The sequence below is a fragment of the Paenibacillus sp. TCA20 genome (assembly GCF_000732325.1).
Taxonomy (GTDB): domain Bacteria; phylum Bacillota; class Bacilli; order Paenibacillales; family Paenibacillaceae; genus Paenibacillus; species Paenibacillus urinalis.
On the sequence record NZ_BBIW01000002.1, the window covers coordinates 50,986 to 72,694 of the forward strand.

Annotated in this window: 17 protein-coding genes; 4 read left to right on the forward strand and 13 right to left on the reverse strand. The window is 44.5% G+C overall.

Annotated features, from left to right (window positions below; all coding sequences use genetic code 11):
* Positions 1-29: 29 nt before the first annotated feature.
* The 3 genes from TCA2_RS04005 to TCA2_RS04015 form a co-directional block, all read right to left on the reverse strand.
* A complete protein-coding gene (locus TCA2_RS04005; RefSeq protein WP_047910300.1) occupies positions 30-1,739 on the reverse strand; it encodes an ABC transporter substrate-binding protein in 1,710 nt (569 codons plus the stop codon).
* Positions 1,740-2,191: 452 nt separating this feature from the next.
* On the reverse strand, positions 2,192-3,679 hold the full coding sequence (locus tag TCA2_RS04010; RefSeq protein ID WP_047910698.1) for a DHA2 family efflux MFS transporter permease subunit: 1,488 nt from the start codon (positions 3,677-3,679) through the stop codon (positions 2,192-2,194).
* A gap of 58 nt (positions 3,680-3,737) precedes the next feature.
* On the reverse strand, positions 3,738-4,316 hold the full coding sequence (locus TCA2_RS04015; protein ID WP_047910301.1) for a TetR/AcrR family transcriptional regulator: 579 nt from the start codon (positions 4,314-4,316) through the stop codon (positions 3,738-3,740).
* 291 nt (positions 4,317-4,607) lie between these two features.
* Here TCA2_RS04015 and TCA2_RS04020 point away from each other — a divergent pair, with 291 nt between their 5' ends.
* The gene (locus TCA2_RS04020) at positions 4,608-5,483 is read left to right on the forward strand and encodes a hypothetical protein (protein ID WP_047910302.1); all 876 of its coding nucleotides are present in this window, start codon (positions 4,608-4,610) and stop codon (positions 5,481-5,483) included.
* 259 nt (positions 5,484-5,742) lie between these two features.
* Here TCA2_RS04020 and TCA2_RS04025 read toward each other — a convergent pair whose 3' ends face one another.
* The gene (locus TCA2_RS04025) at positions 5,743-7,056 is read right to left on the reverse strand and encodes an alkaline phosphatase (protein ID WP_238546282.1); all 1,314 of its coding nucleotides are present in this window, start codon (positions 7,054-7,056) and stop codon (positions 5,743-5,745) included.
* Positions 7,057-7,328: 272 nt separating this feature from the next.
* On the opposite strand from TCA2_RS04025, the gene TCA2_RS04030 reads away from it, so the two are divergent.
* Positions 7,329-7,844: a hypothetical protein gene (locus TCA2_RS04030; protein ID WP_052511726.1), complete on the forward strand. Its 516-nt coding sequence runs from the start codon at positions 7,329-7,331 to the stop codon at positions 7,842-7,844.
* 151 nt (positions 7,845-7,995) lie between these two features.
* Here the strand turns inward: TCA2_RS04030 and nhaC are convergent, their stop codons facing one another.
* Positions 7,996-9,393, reverse strand: a complete 1,398-nt coding sequence (gene nhaC, locus TCA2_RS04035) for a Na+/H+ antiporter NhaC (RefSeq protein ID WP_047910701.1) — start codon at positions 9,391-9,393, stop codon at positions 7,996-7,998.
* 385 nt (positions 9,394-9,778) lie between these two features.
* Here nhaC and TCA2_RS04040 point away from each other — a divergent pair, with 385 nt between their 5' ends.
* Positions 9,779-10,660 (forward strand): PhzF family phenazine biosynthesis protein, encoded by an 882-nt coding sequence (locus tag TCA2_RS04040; protein WP_047910303.1) that lies wholly within the window; start codon positions 9,779-9,781, stop codon positions 10,658-10,660.
* Here TCA2_RS04040 and TCA2_RS04045 read toward each other — a convergent pair.
* From TCA2_RS04045 to TCA2_RS04060, 4 genes are all read right to left on the reverse strand, one after another.
* Complete coding sequence (locus tag TCA2_RS04045; RefSeq protein WP_081872268.1) at positions 10,635-11,813, reverse strand: aminotransferase class I/II-fold pyridoxal phosphate-dependent enzyme; 1,179 nt, start codon at positions 11,811-11,813, stop codon at positions 10,635-10,637. The genes TCA2_RS04040 and TCA2_RS04045 overlap by 26 nt on opposite strands.
* Positions 11,813-12,748: a D-alanine--D-alanine ligase gene (locus TCA2_RS04050; RefSeq protein ID WP_047910305.1), complete on the reverse strand. Its 936-nt coding sequence runs from the start codon at positions 12,746-12,748 to the stop codon at positions 11,813-11,815. The genes TCA2_RS04045 and TCA2_RS04050 overlap by 1 nt, the downstream gene beginning before the upstream one ends.
* 32 nt (positions 12,749-12,780) lie before the next feature.
* Positions 12,781-14,244 carry a PLP-dependent aminotransferase family protein gene (locus tag TCA2_RS04055; RefSeq protein WP_047910306.1) on the reverse strand — a complete coding sequence of 488 codons (1,464 nt, stop codon included), beginning with the start codon at positions 14,242-14,244 and terminating at the stop codon, positions 12,781-12,783.
* Positions 14,245-14,422: 178 nt separating this feature from the next.
* Positions 14,423-14,905 carry a hypothetical protein gene (locus TCA2_RS04060; protein ID WP_047910307.1) on the reverse strand — a complete coding sequence of 161 codons (483 nt, stop codon included), beginning with the start codon at positions 14,903-14,905 and terminating at the stop codon, positions 14,423-14,425.
* A gap of 155 nt (positions 14,906-15,060) precedes the next feature.
* On the opposite strand from TCA2_RS04060, the gene TCA2_RS04065 reads away from it, so the two are divergent.
* A complete protein-coding gene (locus TCA2_RS04065) occupies positions 15,061-16,722 on the forward strand; it encodes a PucR family transcriptional regulator (RefSeq protein WP_047910308.1) in 1,662 nt (553 codons plus the stop codon).
* Positions 16,723-16,836: 114 nt separating this feature from the next.
* Here TCA2_RS04065 and TCA2_RS04070 read toward each other — a convergent pair whose 3' ends face one another.
* The 4 genes from TCA2_RS04070 to TCA2_RS04085 are packed head-to-tail and all read right to left on the reverse strand — an operon-like array spanning position 16,837 to position 21,576.
* Positions 16,837-18,132, reverse strand: coding sequence for an amidohydrolase family protein (locus TCA2_RS04070; RefSeq protein WP_152557638.1), 1,296 nt, complete (start codon positions 18,130-18,132; stop codon positions 16,837-16,839).
* Entirely contained in the window at positions 18,129-19,325 is a 1,197-nt protein-coding gene (locus TCA2_RS04075) for an amidohydrolase family protein (RefSeq protein WP_047910309.1), read from the reverse strand. Before TCA2_RS04075 ends, TCA2_RS04070 begins: the two co-directional genes overlap by 4 nt.
* A complete protein-coding gene (locus tag TCA2_RS04080) occupies positions 19,322-20,557 on the reverse strand; it encodes an amidohydrolase (protein WP_047910310.1) in 1,236 nt (411 codons plus the stop codon). The genes TCA2_RS04075 and TCA2_RS04080 overlap by 4 nt, the downstream gene beginning before the upstream one ends.
* 32 nt (positions 20,558-20,589) lie before the next feature.
* Positions 20,590-21,576 carry an ABC transporter substrate-binding protein gene (locus TCA2_RS04085; protein ID WP_047910311.1) on the reverse strand — a complete coding sequence of 329 codons (987 nt, stop codon included), beginning with the start codon at positions 21,574-21,576 and terminating at the stop codon, positions 20,590-20,592.
* Positions 21,577-21,709: the final 133 nt, after the last annotated feature.

The following is a 21,709-nucleotide window of genomic DNA, read 5'->3' on the forward strand; positions in this document are numbered from 1 at the left end:
ATAAATATCCTTCAAGGATGTGATATTTACTACACATCTTTACCTGTCCATAATTTAATACGCTCTTTAAGCCATTCTGTGTATTGCTGCTCCATCTCAACCGCACCTGCTTTATCAATCTCCGCCAGCATGCTGTCATAGATTTGATCAAATTGATCCGGAGATGAGACAATCGCTTCTGGAATTCGCTTGCGAATAATATCTTGGGTTTTCTGGAAAATCACGTTGTAATCTGTGTCCGATGGAACCGGCATGTTGTATGCTGCGCCCCACTCTTTCACAGGGAAATCTTCTTCCGTTGGGAACAAGCCTTTCCAAGTATCTACCCCATACGCTTCAAGTGTTTCTTTCTCAACGGGGTTATAGTTCTTAATAATTTCCTCAGGGAAGTTCGTTGTATAATAATTGCCTGTCGAATCTTTCACTCCATCACCATAATGCGCACTGAAGATGTTATACAGACCGACACCGGATTCCTTCGTAAAGTTTGCATTGTCGTTATTTTTCTTCTCCTGAACCTCTGTCGGGATCTTACGAACACCATCTTCTACAACATAATGCTCTCCTTCAACTCCCCAATTACGAAGCACCTGGCCTTCGTCAGAAGCGAGCCAGTCAAGGAATTTAATGGCGCGAACCGGATCTTCACAGCTCGTTGTGATTCCGATACCGTATGCATCCAGACCGATGCTTTGGAAATCGGCACGTTTATATGTTTCGTCCAAAGATACAGGGTAGTGACCATAGGTCTGTTCATACTTTCCTGCAGATTTCAAAGCATTCTCTGCATCACTGTATCCCCATCCTTGGTCAAGCAACCCAAGTACGCGTCCACTTGCAATCTTAGCCTTGTACTGATCATCCTTTTGAATGAAGCTCTCTTTATCCAGCAGACCTTCGTTGTATATTTTGTTCAACCAGCGGAAAAACTCTTTCTCCTCTGGACGCTTGTAATGTAACATCGCTTCGTAAGTTTCAGGATTAATGTAATATTCACCATCATCCGGTGCTCCAGTTACACCGAAAGCTGGATTTGTAACCGTTATCATAATTCTCCATCCATCTGCACTAAGCGAGATTGGAATGGTTGGCTGTCCATCTTCTGTTGTTGGATGCTTTTCATAATATGCACGAATCGCATTCTCAAAATCTTCAAGGGTTTTGATCTCTGGATAACCCAGCTCCTTCACCACTTGATGCTGTATTGAGAAACCGCCTCCTGCATCGAACAAGGTCTCTCCGACACCCGCATTCGTTGGCAGCCAGTATATGGATTGATCTTCATTACTGTATTTAAGGCGGTTCATTTGATCTCCGTAAACCTTCTTCAGATTCGGTGCATGCTCTTCAATGAGATCGGTAAGATCAATCATCGCACCTGCATCAACCAGTTTGGACAAGTTGCCTTTAGGATAGATGAGATCAGGATAATCACCGCTTGCTGCCATCAGAGGGATCTTCTCATCTCCGCCCCCGCTGGATACATCAAACTCGGCATTGATCGTTACACCCGTCTCTTCAATTATCTTCTGGCCTATTGCGTCCTGCATCTTGTTCCAATTCGGACTTGCGTCCGCTCCGAAGAAAGTAAAGGTGATCGGTTCTGTCGAATTCGATTCCGATGAAGCCCCTTCATTTCCGGTACTAGCTCCATCATTCGTATTTCCACAGGCAGCAGTAAACAACATTGTGCTTGCAAGTAGAAGCATGGCCACCGTTTTTGGCGCTTTGTGTTTCATTTGCTGTAATCCCCCTTAGATAGCTTTTTATATTGTATAACAGGCATCCCTGCATATACCGAATTGAAAAGCGAGGAAACATACATACCATTGTAAGCCTTGAAATAAAGCGCTTTAGGAACAAAATGAGATTGATAAATAGAGCATTTGCTGATTATAGTGCAGTGTGCTAGCGAAAAAGAGGAAGCATATCGGAAAAACTAATGAGGTAACGTTTTCGTATCCAAAATGTAAGTGCTTTCATTGGATTCAGTGTATGAAATATCATGGAATAAGTCAATCCTATTTTTTAAAAATATTCCTCATTCACATTTACCTGGATCAATTACACAACTTATCCTCTTGTTTGCAGAAGCCAAAGTTAGAAGGTAATAAATTCACTGCAAAATAAATAAAACGGTAAGCTTCCTGAAACACAGGAAGTCTACCGTTTTATAACTTAAATATCATGATTAATGCATAGGACCTTGCCCACTCTGTTGTCCAGTAACCTGCACCCGCTTAACGAAGAAGGAGATGACAAGCCCGATGACAGCCAAGATTAATGCGAACATAAACGCATTTTGGACACCCGTTGTGAATCCCATGAGTTGATTCTCCGGACTTTCCGGATTCGTCACTCCGCTCAAGAAGCTTGACTGACCTGCACTCAGAATACTTACCGCAACGGCTGTACCAATTGCTCCAGACACCTGCTGAAGTGTATTCATAATAGCCGTTCCGTGCGGATAATACTCCGGCGGAAGCTGGTTCAGACCATTCGTCTGAGCAGGCATCATGATCATGGAAATACCGATCATCATGAATAGATGCAGTGTAATAATCAAGCCCAGTGGAGTCGTAGGTTCAATTCCAGTATACATAAACAGAACGGCAGCCACGACCACTAATCCAATACGAACCAGCCATTTAGGGCCAAATTTATCAAACAAACGACCCATAACTGGAGACAAGAATCCGTTCAACAAGCTGCCCGGCAATAGTACCAATCCGGCTGTCAGGGCAGTAACCGCAAGACCTTGCTGCAAATACATCGGCAATATTAGCATGGACGATAACATCATCATCATACAGAAGAAGATGAGAATGAGCCCAATTGTAAACATTGGATATTTGAATGCACGAAGATCCAGCATCGGCTGCTTCATTCTGAGCTGACGGATGCTGAAGATGAGCAGGGACAAGACACCGATCACCAGGGTGACGATAACTACAGGGCTGCTCCATCCACTGCCGGTTTCACCGTGTCCGCCTGCACTACTAAATCCGTATACGATCCCCCCAAAACCAAGTGTGGATAGGATAATGGAAGGTACATCAATTTTGGGCTTCGTCAATTTCGAGATGTTCGGCAGGAACATTAAACCGCACACCAGCGAAATAATAAAGAACGGCAGCGAAATCCAGAAGATCCAATGCCAGGTCAAGTTAGCTAGAATCAATCCAGAAATACTCGGGCCGCTCGCTGGCGCAAACATAATTACCAGTCCGATCAGGCCCATCGCGGATCCCCGCTTCTCAATCGGGAATATAATCAATATCGTATTAAACATCAGTGGCAGCAATAATGCGGTACCCACCGCTTGAAGCACCCTTGCAATTAATAGCATTTCAAAGGTTGGTGCCAGCGCAGCTACCACAGTACCTGCAATTGAAAAAATTAATGAAGTTGTAAACAATTGTCTTGTCGTAAACCATTGCAGCAGCAATCCAGACACAGGTACTAGAATACCCAGTACCAGCAAATAACCAGTAGTCAGCCATTGAATGGTTGTAGGTCCTACTTCCAGCAGATCCATCAGCGGAGTCATTGCTACGTTAAGTGCCGTCTCCCCAAACAGACCGATAAATCCGCTAAGCAGCATAGCGAACAAAATGGGCAGCACTTTATATTGTTTTTGCTCCTGCCCCTCTTGTACAGTATCAGCTTCAGCTTTCATGGTAACCTCCACGGTTCCATCCTCCTCTTTAATCCATAATAATGATCTCTCTCTAAATCTACCTTGCGTTCTTTGCAACAACCGACAAATAATCTGCAGCCGTCAGCATCGGCTGTTTGTCTTGATTGGTGAGGCTTATAATGAGTGCTCCCTCCAGCAAGGAAATGACCAATAAACCCGTTTCTCGTGCCTTCTGTTCACTAATGCCATCTTTAATGAGATTCTTGGCAATCACTTGCTGCCAATCTGCAAATACGCCCTGACAGGCTTCTCGCAGCTGATGACTTATGCACGATGTCTCGACAGCTGCCCAGAAGCTAAATGGCAAAAACCCAGTAAAACCAGCTGCTTCAGTCTCATCAGCAAGCTTATGAACGAAGAGTTGTATGGCGTCTCCCGTATTGTCGCTGGCTGCAAAGCAAGCTTCAAATTTCTGCAAAATATCCTCGTTTGCTTTTTGAATACATACATGGGCGAGCTCTTCCTTACCATGAGGGAAGTAGTGATACAACGAGCCTTTGGGTGTATTGCTTTCCTTAATAATCTGATTCAGCCCGGTCGCGTGATATCCCTGTGAAAAAAACAGTCTGGCTGCTGTATTAACGATGCATTCCTTCGCATTAGACTTCTCACTCAAGCAGAGTCACATCCTTAAGCATTATAACGATTGGTCTATATAATTAAAACCATATCATTGCTTACTGTCAAGCATTATTTTGAGAAGGGTGCTGCACATCGTTATAGTGCGGATAACATCAGCTTATGGCTCGACATGCATCATCTTACACTTCCTATATTTATCTGATACATGATCATAATTAAATACGTGTTAAATCTATTGAATACAATCAAAGCTTTATTGACCTCTCAATTCTTCTCCTGTAATATATAGTAAATATTATGAAAATTATGGCGAGGAGAGGAATAAATGAGTGTACATTTTCCTTACGATGAGCCTCTGGATTTGGACTCTCTAGTAAATTTGATCCAATCCAACTATACGATCGAGAATTGGGAAGAGGTTCTATCCTTATCCGATCAGCTCATGCAGCTAGCCAAGGAAGTTCATCAGGAGCTAATTGAGACAGACTCCACGTCACATGTTTATAAGGACCATATCATCTATTACTTTGGATACAGTCATCTAATGAATGGTCTCTCCTATCAGAAGCTGGGTGATTTCACCAAATCCAGAGAGTACATCTCCTTCTATGCCAATCTGGACTGGCTTGATGATTCTACTGAAACCGGCAAATATCTGATCGAACACTTCAAATTCTTCTCTTCTGCCAATGAACTGCAGCTGGATATTCTGGATGGTAAGAAGGATCGGCTTCCCGAATATGTTCAATTCCTGGATGCAAACCCCGATCAAGTACTTCAAGGCCTAATCAACATCCTTCGTTCTGCGAATCAATTTAATTATGATGTGGACTCGATCATCACTCACCTATCAGCTTACGTAGAAGATTACACTCATTACAATGATAAAGTAAAAGCAGCACATTACTTGTCCTACCAATATCAGCTCGCACTGTACCGAAATATGAATGAGGAACATTCTACCGCTATTGATATTACACTTCATATTTTGGATGCCGCCGATGAAATGAGGAATGACAAGTATTTCAAAAAGGCAATATCCTTGTTTGAAATTCTTAGGAAATTTGGTACTGTTTCTCAGCTCAAAACGTGTTATGATATACTCAATAAAATTCTTATGAGAGGAGATCTCCCCAATGAAAAAAGGTATTCTAGCCGCTCTGACAGTGTTGGGTCTGTTCATCTTCGTAATTTATCCTGACTTTGTACCGAATTCAATCCAGCTTCTTGATCACGGTTCTGAATTTAGACCTAAATAATCAATGATCTCCTTGCCAGCGATGAACTACATAATGTAAGGCTATTCACACATTTATTTCATGTGCTGTGGATAGTCTTTTTTCGTTCATATTATAGAATAAATGATCGTCTGTTCTTAATGGAAAAAGATCACTTGGGATCGGTATTCTCTCACCTCCCCAGTGATCTTTTTCTTTCAGAGCAACGAGAAATGCTTTGGATTATTTTCCTGGTGTAAATTTAATCTTTAGCGCTTCTGCCATTAATACAGGCAAATCTGTATTCTCATGAAGTCCGATGAATAGATCTGCACCCGGCCCATATGCATACAGCGGTACGTCTACACCTGTATGGTTCAGACTTGTCCATCCAATATTGGCCCGGGCAGAGACAACTTCATTAATTGTGATCGCCGGTTGCTCCGAGGACTTAATCAATTGAACCTCTTCATCTGTAAGCTCAAGTGTAGTATATTTCTTCACAACCTCTTTGACATTACTGCGTGTGGAATTCAGCTGGGTAACCATATAATCACCTGTAGCCGTTACGTTACGAATGACCTCAAGATCGACATCCCCTGGACCGTTTCCGCCAACGGACATTCCTCCCGTATCATGATCCCCAGCTACGACAACCAGTGTGTTCTTGTCCTTCTTGGCAAATTCCAATACAGACTCCAGAGCCTTCTCAAATGCTTCTGAATCCTTCATAGCCCAGGCTGCATCATGATCATGGCCTGCCCAATCAATTTGACTTCCCTCTACCATAAGGAAGAATCCATCTTTGTCTTTGTTGAGGACCTTCAATGCCGTCTCGGTCATTTCTTGCAGGCTAGGCTCATTCGTCGTTTCACGGTCCAATTCCGGAGCCATTCCAGATTCTGCAAATAAACCAATCAGCTTGTCCGATCTTTCAGCACGCTTCAAATCACCTTTGCTTGAGATGTACTGATATCCATCCTTTTTTGCTTCATTGATTAGCGAGTCGGGGAAATATTTTTTGCCGCCGCCCATAATCACATCTACGTCGTTATCGATAAGTTGTGGAGCAATAGCGGACTCATCTGATCGGCTGGCTACGTGTGAGGCAAATACAGCCGGTGTTGCGTGTGTAATGGTAGAAGTCGCAACTAAACCAGAAGACTTGCCCTTTTCCTCCATTGCTTCAAGAATGGTCTTGAGTTCTTTGCCGTCTGGGGAGGTGCTGATCATGCCGTTGTTTGTTTTGACACCCGTTGCAAAAGCGGTGCCTGCTGCAGCCGAATCTGTAATCTCTGAGTTTGCAGAGTATGTACGATGCATGCCGACTAGTATCGAATCCAGTGCTGTTTCTTCTCCTTTGTACCAACGATAATTCGTTGCATAAGAAGCAGAGAAGCCATCCGGAACCATAAAGATAACATTATCGACTTTTCTATTATTATTTTGATTCCCCTTTGCATCTAGGATGGGCAAGTTACTTCCAGCAGTTATTGTTCCAAGAGCAATTGCTGATACGGCCGAAATCGTAATTACCTTTTTTCTCAATTTGTTCACTATGATTCCTCCTTTGAATTCAAATCTATTAGAATATAAGGCTCTTATATTAACTCTATATTTTCTTATCGTTTAATCTATGTAATAAATTATAAACTGCCCTCATTTCTGCATGAATCAATTTACATAAGACGATTAGAGTATCAAATAAGACTAAAGTATTAATTTTGTTTTTATGGAATTATTTTGCTATTTTCTACTTACTTCGACACACGATACATGCTACATTAACTCTGGTTTCAAATATAAATTACGATATGGAGGATGATGATGTGAAGTATTGGAACAAATCGAAGGCGAAGTGGATGGTTGCTGCGGTTGCAGCTCTAACATTAACAGTGGCTATTCCCATTTCGTCGGTTATGGCTGAGGATTCTACAGCTGAAGTCAGACAAGTAGATAAATCTGCTGTTGGTGCACCTAACGTGACTATTATTCGGGCCAATGGTGAAGTTATTTCTCCTATGGCAGCAGGTGAATGGGATTATCTCGGTCAGCGATCTACCGTATCCTCTCAAAATCCCACAAACTATGTCCACTCTGGAGGTGGTGATTTCAAATTTCAAGTTGCCAGCGGACCAAGTGGTGGCGCTTGGTATCAGTTACGTGAATATGATCCGGGCAGTAATGCGGATGAGCTCGTAACCGGTTACGAGTACTTATTGTACCCTGGAGACACACTTATCTATAGGGGAATCGGAAGCTATGTGGATGGGGACAACAAAAAGGCAGAATTTTATGTATACGAAAGCTTCAGCGGCTCCGGCTCCGTAAAGTATTGGGATTAAATCAAGCCTTACATCGCTTAAACTTGCTGTAGTTCGCTAATATATATGCAGCCGCTAAGAGACACTAGTTACTAGTTGTTCTAGATTTCCTTCGCAACAGGTACTAGTGCTCTGTATTCGGCTGCTTAATTATTTACTATAACTAGATGATTCATTTCTGCGTGTTCTTTATTGTTTTTGGCAATGAGATGCCAGTGAATCCATAGAACACCGTGATGAGAGGACATAACAAGCAGAACATCGCAAATGGTGCATATTCCACAACGGAAACTCCCAGCACAGAGGCAATAAACACACCACACACACTCCATGGAACAAGGGGATTCACTACCGTTCCCGCATCCTCAAGCACACGTGACAGATGCTTTGGTTCAAGCCCTGCTTTTTTATAATAATCTTTAAACGCATTTCCTGTTAATAAGACCGACAAATACTGCTCTCCAATAATAAAATTGACGGCTACGGCCATTCCTGCGGTAGAGCAAATGAGGATCGAAACACGATTTAAGAATCTCTGTACGATAGACAATAACGCAGGTATAATTCCAAGTCTGAACAGCAAGCCTCCCATACTTAACGCGAGCAGTATAACAGACACACTGAACATCATACTCTCTATTCCGCCTCTAGTCAGCATGGAATCCACATCCTCCACACCACTGGCAGATTGGTAACCAGAATAGAGCAGTTCCAGCATTCCTTTCATTTCCATGCCATTACCCGTCCAGATGGAGATGATTAACGCCGACAACGTACCTCCCAGCAAGGCAGCGGTAACAGGCACCTTCATAAAAGCAAGCAACGCAAGGATGACAAATGGAAGAAGTGCATATCCATTAACAAGATTCAACTGGATCAAGGTCTCTTTTACCAGCTCAATCTGTTCTATACTTGTACTCGTTTGTTCAGGAGACAGCACTAGGAATACGATGAATGATATAATAAATGCCGGAATTGTCGTCCAGGCCATATTTTTAATATGATCAAATAGATCCGCACCCGCTACCGTAGCAGCAAGGTTTGTTGTATCTGATAGAGGTGACATCTTATCCCCAAAAAATGCTCCTGAAACAATGGCTCCTGCCGTGATTACCGGTGACATATCCAGTGCCGTACTCGCACCTATGAACCCAACACCCAAGGTTGCTGCCGTCGTTAGTGAGCTGCCAAGACTAACTCCGATAATAGCGGTAACTAGGAAGACGATCGCATAGAAGAATCTACCCGACACCAGCTCGACCGATAAATAGATGAAGGTTGGAATCGTCCCGCTAGCCATCCAGCTGCTGATCAGCATGCCGATGAAGAAGAAGATCATGACAGCACCAATTCCGGATTTAGCCCCTTCTGCCATAGCTCCTTCCAATTCTTTAAACCCGACCCTCTTTATAGCACCGTAAATTAACAGAAATACAATACCGGATATCACTGCAATATGAGGAACTGCTTTAACTCCAATTATCAGGTACCCAAGCAGTCCCATTAACAGAGCCGTTATCACTACAGCTTCTATGGAATGGATCTTTAATACCTTATTTTCTTGATTCATATTTGCCTCCATATCAAAATCGTAATGCACGTCAACATAAAAAAGCCCCTTCGCTTTAGTGACGAAAGGACTCATTAGCACCGCTCTTATAGCGGAGGAATCATTCAGAACTCCAACTCTCTGTAAGCTTTGTTACCGTCTAGGTGCGAAATATATCCATCTGTTGACAAAATACAATTATCAACTTTTTCACTAAAATGCTAAAATGCTTTTAAGCGTTAAATCGTGTGTGCAGACATCACTTTACACTACTTCGTTCCTTCTGTCAAAAATCCATTGACATGCTGGACAGCGAGCATGTGGAAGTAAAGGTACTCTAAGCTGAATGTCGATGATAGAATCACAAACGATTAAAACGGACGACTTACATAATACTGGAGGTTATATGGGAAATATAAAAGTTTTTCATTACGATGCATTTAGTCATATTCCTGGTATGGGAAACCCAGCCGGGGTTGTACTAGACAGTATGGATCTGACTGAGGAGCAAATGAGACAGGTAGCTGAACAGGTAGGATTTAATGAAACCGCGTTTCCGTTGAAGTCGGACTTCGCTGATCTAAGAATTCGTTATTTTACACCTGGACATGAGATCAATCTATGCGGTCATGCCACCATGGCAACCGTTTATGCCCTGTATTCATCAGGCATGCTTGGGGATAAGATGAATTTTACGATTGAAACAAAAGCCGGCGTCCTGCCGATTAGACTGAACCTGGAACAGCAGCAGTTATTTATTACGATGAAGCAGGCGGCTCCCGAATTTCACACCTTTCAAGGCTCCATTCAAGAACTTTCGAATTCGATCGGAATTGAAGTCAGCGATATCGATACAGATATCCCCATCGTCTATGGCAGCACGGGAACATGGACCTTATTAGTCCCGGTGAGAACCCTTGATGCGTTCAGGCGGATGAAGCCTGAGAACAATCTTTTTCCAAGCCTACTCAAGGAAATGCCTCGTGCTTCAATTCATCCGTTCTGCTTACAAACCTATGATGAAGCTGCACATATCCATGCCAGGCATTTCTCATCCCCCTATTCGGGTACGATTGAGGACCCGGTTACGGGCACAGCTTCAGGTGTGTTAGGAGCATACTATGCAAAATATATAAAGAATGAATCGGCTACAGCGTTTGAACTGCTCGTAGAACAAGGTCAGGAATTAGGGAAGGATGGCCGAGTAAGAGTTAATGTGACCCGCGATGGCACGATTGAGATCACAGGCAGTGCGGTTTATGTCAATGAATTCCATGTGTTAATCTGAGCCAGCGGCTGATTCTCTCCAGCGCTTCCTCCAGCTGAATGAATGAGGATGCATAGGAGCATCGGACAAAACCTTCGCCACCACTGCCAAACACTTGACCAGGCACCACGGCTACCTTGCCCTCTTGGAGCAGCCTCCCTGCAAACTCCTGAGAACTCATGCCTGTTACCGTAATGTCTGGAAATGCATAGAAGGCACCCTTCGGTTGCCGGCATGACAGTCCCATTTCACTTAAGCTTTGGATGAACATTTTTCGCCGCTCATTATATGCACTCTTCATTTCTTCTTTTTCTTCATGTCCGTTTCTCAAACATTCCAATGCGGCAATTTGCCCCATAATAGGTGCACATAAGGTCGTATATTGATGAATCTTGACCATTTCCTGCAACAGCTCCATTGGTCCGCATAAATAACCTACTCGCCACCCCGTCATCGCGAATGCTTTGGAGAAGCCGCTGACCACCAGCGTCCGTTCTCTCATACCAGGCAGTGATGCGATACTGTCATGATGACCATCATATGTGAGTTCAGCATACATTTCGTCTGTAATCACGATGAGATTATGCTGTATGGCCAGACGAACAATCGGCTGCCAGTCTTCTTTCTTCATTACTGCACCTGTCGGATTACTAGGAAAATTGACGATCAAGGCCTTCGTTCTCGAAGTAATGGCCTGCTCTAGTAATTCTTCGTTCAGTTTGAAATCATGCTTATCCAGCAGCTCCAGCTCAATCGGAACTCCGCCGTTTAATCGTACAAGCGGAGAATAAGCCACGTAACCTGGCACGGGTATGACGACCTCATCACCCGGTGTGATGAGTGCCCGCAGCGCAAGATCAATTGCTTCACTACCGCCAACGGTGACGAGGATCTCACCTATAGGATCATAGCTCATCTTAAAAAACTTGTTCAGGTAACCCGCAATCTCTTCCCGAAGCTCCATGAGTCCCTCATTCGGCGTATACATGGTTTTTCCGTTGTTAAGTGCCTTAACACATGCTTCTATCGCTCGCTTAGGTGTAACGAAATCCGGTTCTCCGACACCTAGAGAGATTACCTCAGGATCGGCTTCAGCTGCATTAAAAAATTGGCGAATTCCCGAGGGAGGCATCGTCTGTACGACAGGAGATAGGAAGGTGTTCTTAAGATTCATCATGATCGTTCCCCCACAATACGAAGATTCTCTCTGCTTCTATCCTCCAAGGAGGCTGTAATAATTCGTTCCAGCAGTTCTTCGTACCCTATACCCGCTGCTCTGGCGCTCTGCGGAAACAGACTCGTTGGAGTCATACCAGGAAGCGTATTTACTTCTAACACATAGACCGAACCGTCCTTCAACATAAGGTCCACCCTGGCATATGCACTGCATTTTAAGGTCAAGTAGCACTTTAATGCCACTTCATTCACCTCGTCTTGGAGCTTATCAGTGAGTTGAACGATCTGCTCTTCCGCTTCCCCTGCCTCATATTTGGACACATAATCAAAAAACTCAGCGTTGGGCTTAATCGATATGATCGGCAGAAGCTCACCGTCTAATATAGAGCAAGTTAGCTCTTCTCCATCTATATAATGTTCTATCATGACATGACGGTCCCATCTCAATGCGGCTAATACGGCTTCCTCAAGAAGCTCAGCCGAGCGAACAATTTGAGTTCCGATACTAGACCCGCCGCTATTCGGCTTGACGACGACCGGAAATTCGATAGCTTCGGTATCTACAGTCTTCAGCTCTTCTAAGCTGCTAACAATAATCCAGTCCGGGGTTCGAACACCTTCTTGCCTCAGCAGCTTCTTACTCATGTCTTTATCCATACAAATACTGCTGGACAGCACACTGCTTCCTGTATATGGAATCCCTAATGTATCCAGTGTGGCCTGTACTCTTCCATCCTCACCAAAAGCTCCATGGAGCGCAAGCAGAGCGATGTCAATCCCTTCTGTCTTCGTGATCAGGTCACGTTTATCCTTAATCTCGATCGATATCGGACTATATTTGCTTTTATTAAGATGAACCATCATTTGCTTGCCTGTTTGTAGTGAAACTTCTCTTTCGGAGGATACTCCGCCCATCATGATGCCAACCTTCACAACAATACCTCCCTTGAATTCATACGCTGTGCTTATGACAGCAGCTTTTCCGCACAATAACCGATGATTTGAATTCCCTTCTGAATATCCGCTTCCGATACGCGTGAGAACCCCAGCCGAAGTGTATTTTGACCCCTGCCGTCTGTATAAAAAATGTCACCCGGTGTAAATAAAACCCCTTGTTCTGAGCAGAGCTTCAACAGCTCCCTTGTATCAACGCCGGCTGCAAACTCAATAAATACGTGAAGCCCTCCATCACTTGACAACTGATGTGCAGGCAGCCATTCTTGGCAGCTTCTGACGACCAGCTCATGTTTTCGCTTGTACTCCGTCTTCGCCCGTTTAAGATATTTCTCAAAATTACCGTTATATAGATACTGATACAGCAAGGATTGATCCAGCGTTGATGTGTGAATGGTTCGTGCACGCTTCACGCTCTCCAGATAATCAATCAAAGTTGAATCAGCAAGAATCCACCCGACACGCAGACCGGGAAATAGTATTTTAGAGAAGCTACCTATATAGATGACACTATTATTTCCACTACCCGCACTCACGACAAGCGGTGCAATATGCGATCCCGAATATCGCAGCTCTTCATTAAACCCGTCCTCGATAATGGGAACGTGATATTGTTGAAGAAGCCGCAGCGCTTCTTTTCTTTTTGGATGAGACATGACGATCCCCGTCGGATTATGATAAGAGGGTATAAGATAAGCCAGATCATAGGCTTGTGAGGCAAGCTCGCGTGAAAGCTCCTTGAGATTAATACCATCTCTCTCCATAGGCACTCCTGTAATCTTGTATCCATGCATCTTAAAAGCTTTGATCGCTGTATGATGAGTAGGGTTCTCGCACAGAATCCTCCCGCTTCCTTGCTTGAAGCTAGACAATACCAGACTGAGTCCTTCCGTAAAACCACTCGTCACGAGCAGATCCTTTCCCGCTAGGTCCACGCCTTTGTTCTCCATATAGTTCAGCAGATATTCGATCAGCGGTTTGTATCCTTTGGCATAGCCGTAATTCAGAAGCACGTCTCCCTCTAATGACATTCGGTCCATAAAGGCCCTTTTAACATTTTGCAGATCAAACAACTTCTCATCAGGTGCAATACTGGTAAAAGAAATGGCTTGTTTCTGTCCGCGAATGCCATGCTTCATTAGATCATGCTCTTCAGCCAGCCTGGCATAGTCGTTTAATTTCGTACTCCAGTTCATCTTTACATCGTGAGACTGAAATACAGAATTTGAAGGTGCAGCAGACGAACTAACAAAATGTCCCTGACCTTTGACGGTATAAATATAGCCATCCGCCTCGAGCTCCGAGTAAGCATTTATGACCGTATTACGGCTAACATGGAGAAGTCCGCATAGTTCACGGGTAGAAGGCAGCTTCTGATCACCTTGCAGCGCGCCTGTTGTTATTAGCCGTCTTATATAATCTTTGACTTGTATATAAGCCGGTCGGTCATTCGCTAGTACAAAATCTGAATACATTCTCAGCAGCCCCCTCGCCATCATCATCGCATATAATCTGTCTAACCACTAGATCCACGATGTCACATATTCGCCGTAGAAGTGGTTTGTTATATTATAATAAAAAAGACCTTTCGATTACCCGATCGAAGGGTCCGTTACCTTTACATTTATAGCTGTGTTTAGTAGTAATAAACGTTTATTTTTCAACCTCTATTACAAAATGATAAAATGCATCCCCATGAGATACTTGCTCATTCTCCTCATCCATCCACCAGGCTCCATATGAATAATAATAAGTGCCTTCTTGAGTCGGAGCAGTAAAGGCGTTATTTTCAATACTTACTTTCTTATGAATATTCACCCCACTATATTGCTGCAGCGAAAACTGATTTGGCTTAGGCTCATAGTTCATTACAAACTGTATCGTGGCTTCCGGTGATACTTTAAGCGGCGTTACATCTTCCAAGTGCTCGACAGGACCCGCTGTATCTACACAGACTCCCATATTATTGCTGGACCAGCAATATGTACCTAGCTTCGTATCGTAGAATTGATCTGCAATTTTGATCTGCACTCCAGGAGGCTTGTTCCCTGTAAGCGGTGAATGATTTGATGTTCCCCTTTCACAACCAGTGATGAGTACTAAGCTAAACAATATAAGACATAAAATCTTCTGCATACTTACCTCCTTCATCATGACCTGCGTTATTAAGTATAGACTACATAATTTGCAAATTCGTTCCATTCAAAATTGATACCTAACATATGTATTTACTACTTTAGGACTTAGTGCTAGCTTTGATAACAGAAGCATCGTTGGAATTGAGGTGAGTTATGAATTTAGATGAACTAATTCGCAGTGATATTTATGACGGCTCACAAATTCTTGCCGGAGCGGAAGGCTTGTCTCGTCAGGTTGAAACCGTCAATATTATGGATGCTCCCGATATCATACATTTCTTGAAGCCTAATGAACTGCTGCTCACCAATGGATTCTTTGTGAAGGCGGCTCCGGATACGCTGCCCAGGCTGATGATGGATATGCAGCAGCTGAATTGCTCGGGAATCGCCATCAAAACCAAACGTTTTGGCATCACGATTCCGGATGACGTTATTGCTGAAGCAGATCGACTGCATTTTCCAATCATTGAGATCTCTGAATCCAAATTCTCTCTGGGCGAAATATTACAGAGGTCCACGAGTCTTATACTCGACAACAAAAATGAGGAATTACAATATGCGCTTCATATCCACAAGCGCTTCTGTGATATGTCGATGCAGGGCAAGAGCATCGCTGACATCGTTGCCGCACTCTCCAAGCTGTTATCCTCACCCATTGTGCTGCTGAACGACAAACGTCAGCTGATTACAAGCTCGAAGCTCTCTCCATCCCAACTTGAGGAACTGACCGGAATGATCGCATCAGCGCTAGATTCGACTCATCTTGCTGGCGCCTCAAGTACATTTTGCTTAATCGAAACCAGGTTCCGTCACTATTCACATGTACTTCTCTATCCTGTCCACACTTACCGACTTGAAGGCTATCTTCTATCCTTTCACGGTTCCCCCTCGCCCTCAAGCCGATACGGTTTAACCATGGAGCAGGCAGTGAATGTCATCGGAATGGAGCTGACTAAAGCACAGGCCGTCAAGGAACGCTCTCGAAGATACAAGAACGAGTTCTTCTCTGATCTAATCGAAGGGTACTATAGTACAGAAGCTGAGGTGTTTCATTCCGGAAAGAAATTTGGTTTGATTCCTAATGTGAACTGGGCTGTTGCAGCTGCCAGAATGGACGAGCATGATCGTACCCGCTCCCTGCATAAGCGAAGCTCGAATCTGAATGAGCTGTCCATATCAGAACGAGACGTACAGTACGAATTCATTAAATGGCAGCTTCGCGGTCTTCGATATCCATTTAAGATGTTCACCAAGAACGACAATTTTGCAATCCTGCTCGCTGTTGACGAGATGACATGGGATGAGCCTCTTCTTATAGATGAGCTGAGAGCGAGAGTTGATGCCCTATTTAACGATGCTGGGATCAGCATATCGTTCGGAATAGGGAATCTCGTTACAAGTGTACTGGACATCGGACTTTCTTATAACGAGGCAGTCAAAGCATTGCAGTATGGCTATCAGATGAACATGAATCGATTCGTCGAATCTTTTCAATCCAAGGATACGGCCTACCTGTTCCGGCTGCTTCCTCAGGATGAGCTGCGCCAATTCTATGAGGATACATTGCGTTCATTCCATCAGGTGGACCCGCAGGAGCGCGAAGAATTACTGCGTACGTTAAGGGTATTCTATGATACCCAGTGCCAGCTCGTAGAAACCTCCAAACAGCTGTATGTTCATCGAAACACGGTCGTATACCGATTGGACAAATGTGAGAAGATCACCGGACTCCGGTTAAAGGACACTTCAACCAGCCTCCGCTTTCGAATGGCATTCGCCATAGAATCCATGATATTTCCTCATGGGGGTTCATGAGCAGCATGTTAAGAAGAACTGCGGAAGATCACGCTCGTGCTACAAGAAACAACACGGGACTGCGTAAGAAACCCGCCTGGCAGGCGGGTTTCTTGTCACAATCATTATCATTATTCAACTATAAAAGTTATCCTCAGCCCTTTTTATTGGCCTTAATCTCTTTCCATTTTTCCAGACCGCTAAAGGTTTAGGGCGTTCAATCAGCAGTTCTCTCTCGGAAGTGACTGGAAACAGCGCCAGATCTGCAGCCTGTCCAGCTGTAATGTTGTAATTTGATATTCCGAGTGCCTGTGCTGCCAGTGTGGTCCCCATCTGTACCAGCAGCTTGGCTTCCTTCTCACTCCCCATGTATGCCGTATGAGCCAGAAGCCAGGCAATGTCCATCACGTTACCCGTGCCAAATGGCGTAAATGCGTTACGGATATTGTTAGCGCCATAGAGGACATTTACCCCTTGTTCTAGCAGGAGTCGTACCGGAGTAAGTCCACGGCGGACATTATCTGTATCCTGTCTTCCGTTCATATAGAGATCTGTCGCAGGCAAGGCCATGATATGAACTCCTGACTCAGCGATTTGCTGTGCACAGAGTACAGCTTCTTCTCTAGGCATCGCTCCGAGTGAGGTGACATGACCTGCTGCTACTCGGCCTTCATAGCCGAATTCCTTCGTTCTGCGTACAATTTGCATGATCCCGCGGTCACATGGATTTAGAGAAAAGTCGGCATGAAAATCTAGCGGGAGATCATACTCGGCGGCTAATCTAAAAACAAAGCTTAAATGTTCGTCCAGATCAGGATCCATATACGTAATTCCGCCGACAGCATCAGCCCCGAGCTTGACTGCCTCCTTCATCAACTCAGCAGTTCCTGGTGCAGCATAGATGCCTTCTTGTGGAAAGGCTACGATGTTCAAATCCATCCGGTCGCTCAGTCTGTCTTTTACCTCTAGCAAGCTTTCTATTGCCGATAGACCGAGGACGGGATCTACCTCTACATGACATCTTGCAGTGGTTACTCCATAAGAGCTTAGTCTATACGCTACATCCATGGATCGTGCAATCATGTCTTGCTTGGTAAAGCCTTCCTTCAGCTTGACTGTCATTGCAATTGCTTCCTGCAGCGAAGCAGCTTCCTTCGGCATTCGATCGAGAAGCATTGCCTTTTCCATATGAATATGAGGCTCTATTAATCCAGGAATCAGCAGTCTGCCTGCTGCATCTACCTTCGATTCATTGGACAGAAGATCCTGCTCTAATTCGGACTTAAGTGCTTCATCATCAATAATCCGTGGTCTTACTTGATCAATATGCTCTCCTCGTAGGGTAACGTCATATAAACCTGTACGTTCTGGAAGTCGGCAGTTATAGATGATTTGGACCTCATTAAGCTCCTTACGATCATTCATTATCATCGGCTTAACGCTCTCTTATGCCTTATACCTGCCCTTGTCCCGCCCGCGATCTGGCCATGAGACACAACCCACTCCCGTTCTGGCACTTTACACAGGGCGTGCTCTACATTAATAACGTTATTCACAAGCATGAAATCGGCGCGTTCACCTAATTTGGGCTCTACTGCTCCGACTGCTGCGTATTCAAATGCTCCCAGTAATTGCTCGTCCTCAACCCAATGATATCGTTCAGCCAGTCTGGAGGTGCGCTGGAGCATATCTCCATTTCCATATGGGGACCAAGCATCGAGTACATTATCGGTGCCAATCATTGTTACTACGCCAAGTGAACGAAGCAAGGGTAGATTCGGCATTGGACGGTCGATGGGAACGCTGCTGATAACGGCTACACCCTGCTCTCTTAATTTGTCAGCGAGCCTGCTAAGTTCCACATCCGAGATATGGCCCAGGCCCCAGGCGTGACTTACCGCCACTCTATCCTTGAGTCCGGCTTGGGCTGTAAACTCTGTCATCCGCTCAATGGTATATACACCAAGGTGACCGGGATCATGTAAATGAATATCTACACCCGCCTGATATTCCGCAGCGAGTCCAAAGACCTCTTCTAAGCATGGATCAATCGCTTCATCCAGCCCACCAGGGTCTACTGCTCCGACAAGATCCGCTCCCATCTGCATGGCTTCTCTCATCAGCGGCAGAGCTTGTGAACGAATGAGCCCTTGCTGGGGAAAAGCGACAATTTCAATATCAACAATACCTCGATATTCCTCTCGGACTTTGAGCACAGCTTCTAATGATTCGACTCCAACCTCTTGATCTACATCAACATGGGTTCGAATCTGAGTCGTTCCTAGCTGCAGCATAGTATCCAGCATTACTCTGGCCCGTTCTTCGACGCTCTGGGTCAGCTGACCCAGCAATTTTTTCTCACGTCTCAGCTGATTAGGCAGTGTATCAATGGTTTGGCGCGAATACCATTTCGGTTCATTCAAAAAATGCTTATCCAGATGGCAGTGCATATCCTTCATGGCGGGAATGTATAACAAACCATCTGCATCATGAGTGCTTACACTAGGTGAACCTGTTAAATGTTGTTCATGCTGATAGGGAGTAATCGCGGAAAAATAACCATTCTTGATTTCTAGATTATACAGCCGATTACCGACTCTCACTTTGTTCCAAGTTGATATCAAGCAAATTCCTCCCTCTTCGTCTGCAGAACGCCTTGGTGAATGACCTTCACGGCTCGTGCTCTTCTGGCTATAAATTCAGGAGAGCACTGTGCCTCTGTCAGAATCATACTTGCATCATCACCTGCTTGCGGCCACACTCTATCGCCAGACCCGCTGAGCGGTATGATCCCTCTCGTAATGTAACTGAGCGATTCTGCTAGAGAGCGCTCATCAATCCAGCTGTTATATTCAGCAAGCCGGCTAAGACGATCGGTAATGCTCGCATTTCCAAAAGGACCCCACCAATCGAATATACTGTCACAGCCTAAATCTACCTGCACTCCCCTCTCCTTCATGTCCTGCAGGGGAGGAAGCGACGTTTTTGCTCGCAACGTAGCAGCTGAGATTAGATGAACTCCGGATGTGGCCATCCGGTCTGCCGTTTCTCGGGCTTCCGACAGTGTGACTCCTCCGAGGGCGAAGCCATGACTAATCGCGACCCGATTTTTCCACCCTGCTTCTTCCGTAAGGGATAGCAATTTATTTATTGTGTATAGTCCCAAATAATCGGGATCATGCAGATGAATATCAATGTCTGCATTCGCTTCAACCGCAATATCCATCATATCAGCCAAGGAGCGCTCGATGTTTCGATCTATACCTCCAGGGTCCAGGCCCCCAACATGCGTGGCACCACTCTTCATTGCTTCACGCATGAGCGCTGCTGCATTTGTCCTCAATAGTCCATGCTGTGGAAAAGCAACAATTTCATACGTAAGTCGATCACGATAATCGTCTAGAACCTCCCGCAGAATCTCGAGGTGTCTAAGTCCAACATAAGGGTCGATATTCACATGAGTTCGAATATGAGTCGTACCGGCCTCCATGATTTTGTCAATCAGCAGCCGGGCAGTCGCTTCTACCGTATTTAGCTTACCAGGCAGAATCTGCGCCTCCTCTTCGAGTCGATCAAGTAAATGAGCTGCCGGCTTAACAGCCTTCCATGCTTCTCCATAATAAGATTTGTCCAGATGAAAATGGCTGTCAGCGATAGGCGGAAGGGCGAGCAGACCAGCCCCCTCAATTCTGTCGTAGTCATCTTTGATCTGCTCTTCCGCTGAAGCAATGCTAGCGATCTTTCCATTTTCGATGAATAAATGATATTCCTTCGTTAACGTCCTGACAGGAGTGCCATCCTCAACTTCATATCCATCTTCAAGTCTGACATTGACTAACCAATAGGCTTTATGCATCCGCTCTAGTCTCCAATCTGCTCTGTCCTCGTTTATTCAGCTTCTAAATATTCTGTTGTGAACACTTCGGAAGCCTCAAATTTTTCCTTCAGCAAGCCAGCGGTGTACAGCTGATCTATGAGTGTATTCCACCGTTCCTCAGTCATGTAACCTACTCCATGCTCTGCGGCGTCAAATCCATAAATATACTCTTTTAACGTTTGTTCTTGAAACTTCAGCGAATCGAAGGTCATATCCGGATTGAATTCATTAATGATCTTAAGAATATCGTCAGGAGATTCCTTGTAGTAGGACCAGCCTTCTACCATAGAAGACACGAAATCGCGTACCGTTTCTTCATTCTTATCTAAATATTCTCTCGTCGTGTAGAGCACATAATTATATGGATCATAGCCTGAATCCGAAATAAACTTAACTTCCGTTTCAATCCCCTGCTCCTTCATGAAATACGGTTCACCTGAGATATACACCTGTTCAGCGGACTCCTTGTCATTAATAAAATTCGTAGAATCGCCTAAGTACGGAAGCTCTCTAACGTTGCTTAGATCGTATTGTGATTTCAAATAATCCCAATACGGTATTCCAGTTTGAATAAAGGCGGTTCGTCCATTCAGCTCTTCGAAGCTCTCAATCCCATGTCCCTTATGAAACATAAAAGCTTGCGGACTTCGCTGATTAAGCGCAGCCAGAGCGACTAGATCAATTCCTTGATTACGTGCGATGAGCACCTGATCTCCATGGGCAAGACCGAATTCTGCTTTGCCAGAGGCAACAATCTGAATAGAAGATACTTGAGGACCACCGGGCTCGATCGTCACATCCAGTCCTTCCTCTTCGAAATATCCTTGATCCTTGGCAGCATAGATCCCTCCATGCCCAGGAGCAGCAAACCAATTCAATACGACCTTTACTTCTTGGGCTCCAGAAGCATTTGTCCCCCCGCAGCCGCTTAAAGCAATGACCACAGCCACACTAGCCAGTAAACCCGTTACTTTTTGACCCAGTTTCTTGATTTCCATCGATTCTCCACCCTTTTCTCTGGAATTGATCTGTACCTTGAAGCAATTATATATGTTATATATCTTTACGTCTTTGGATCATGAATACAAAATATGGATGCTGATTTATTCAATCCGTACAAAGATATTGCCT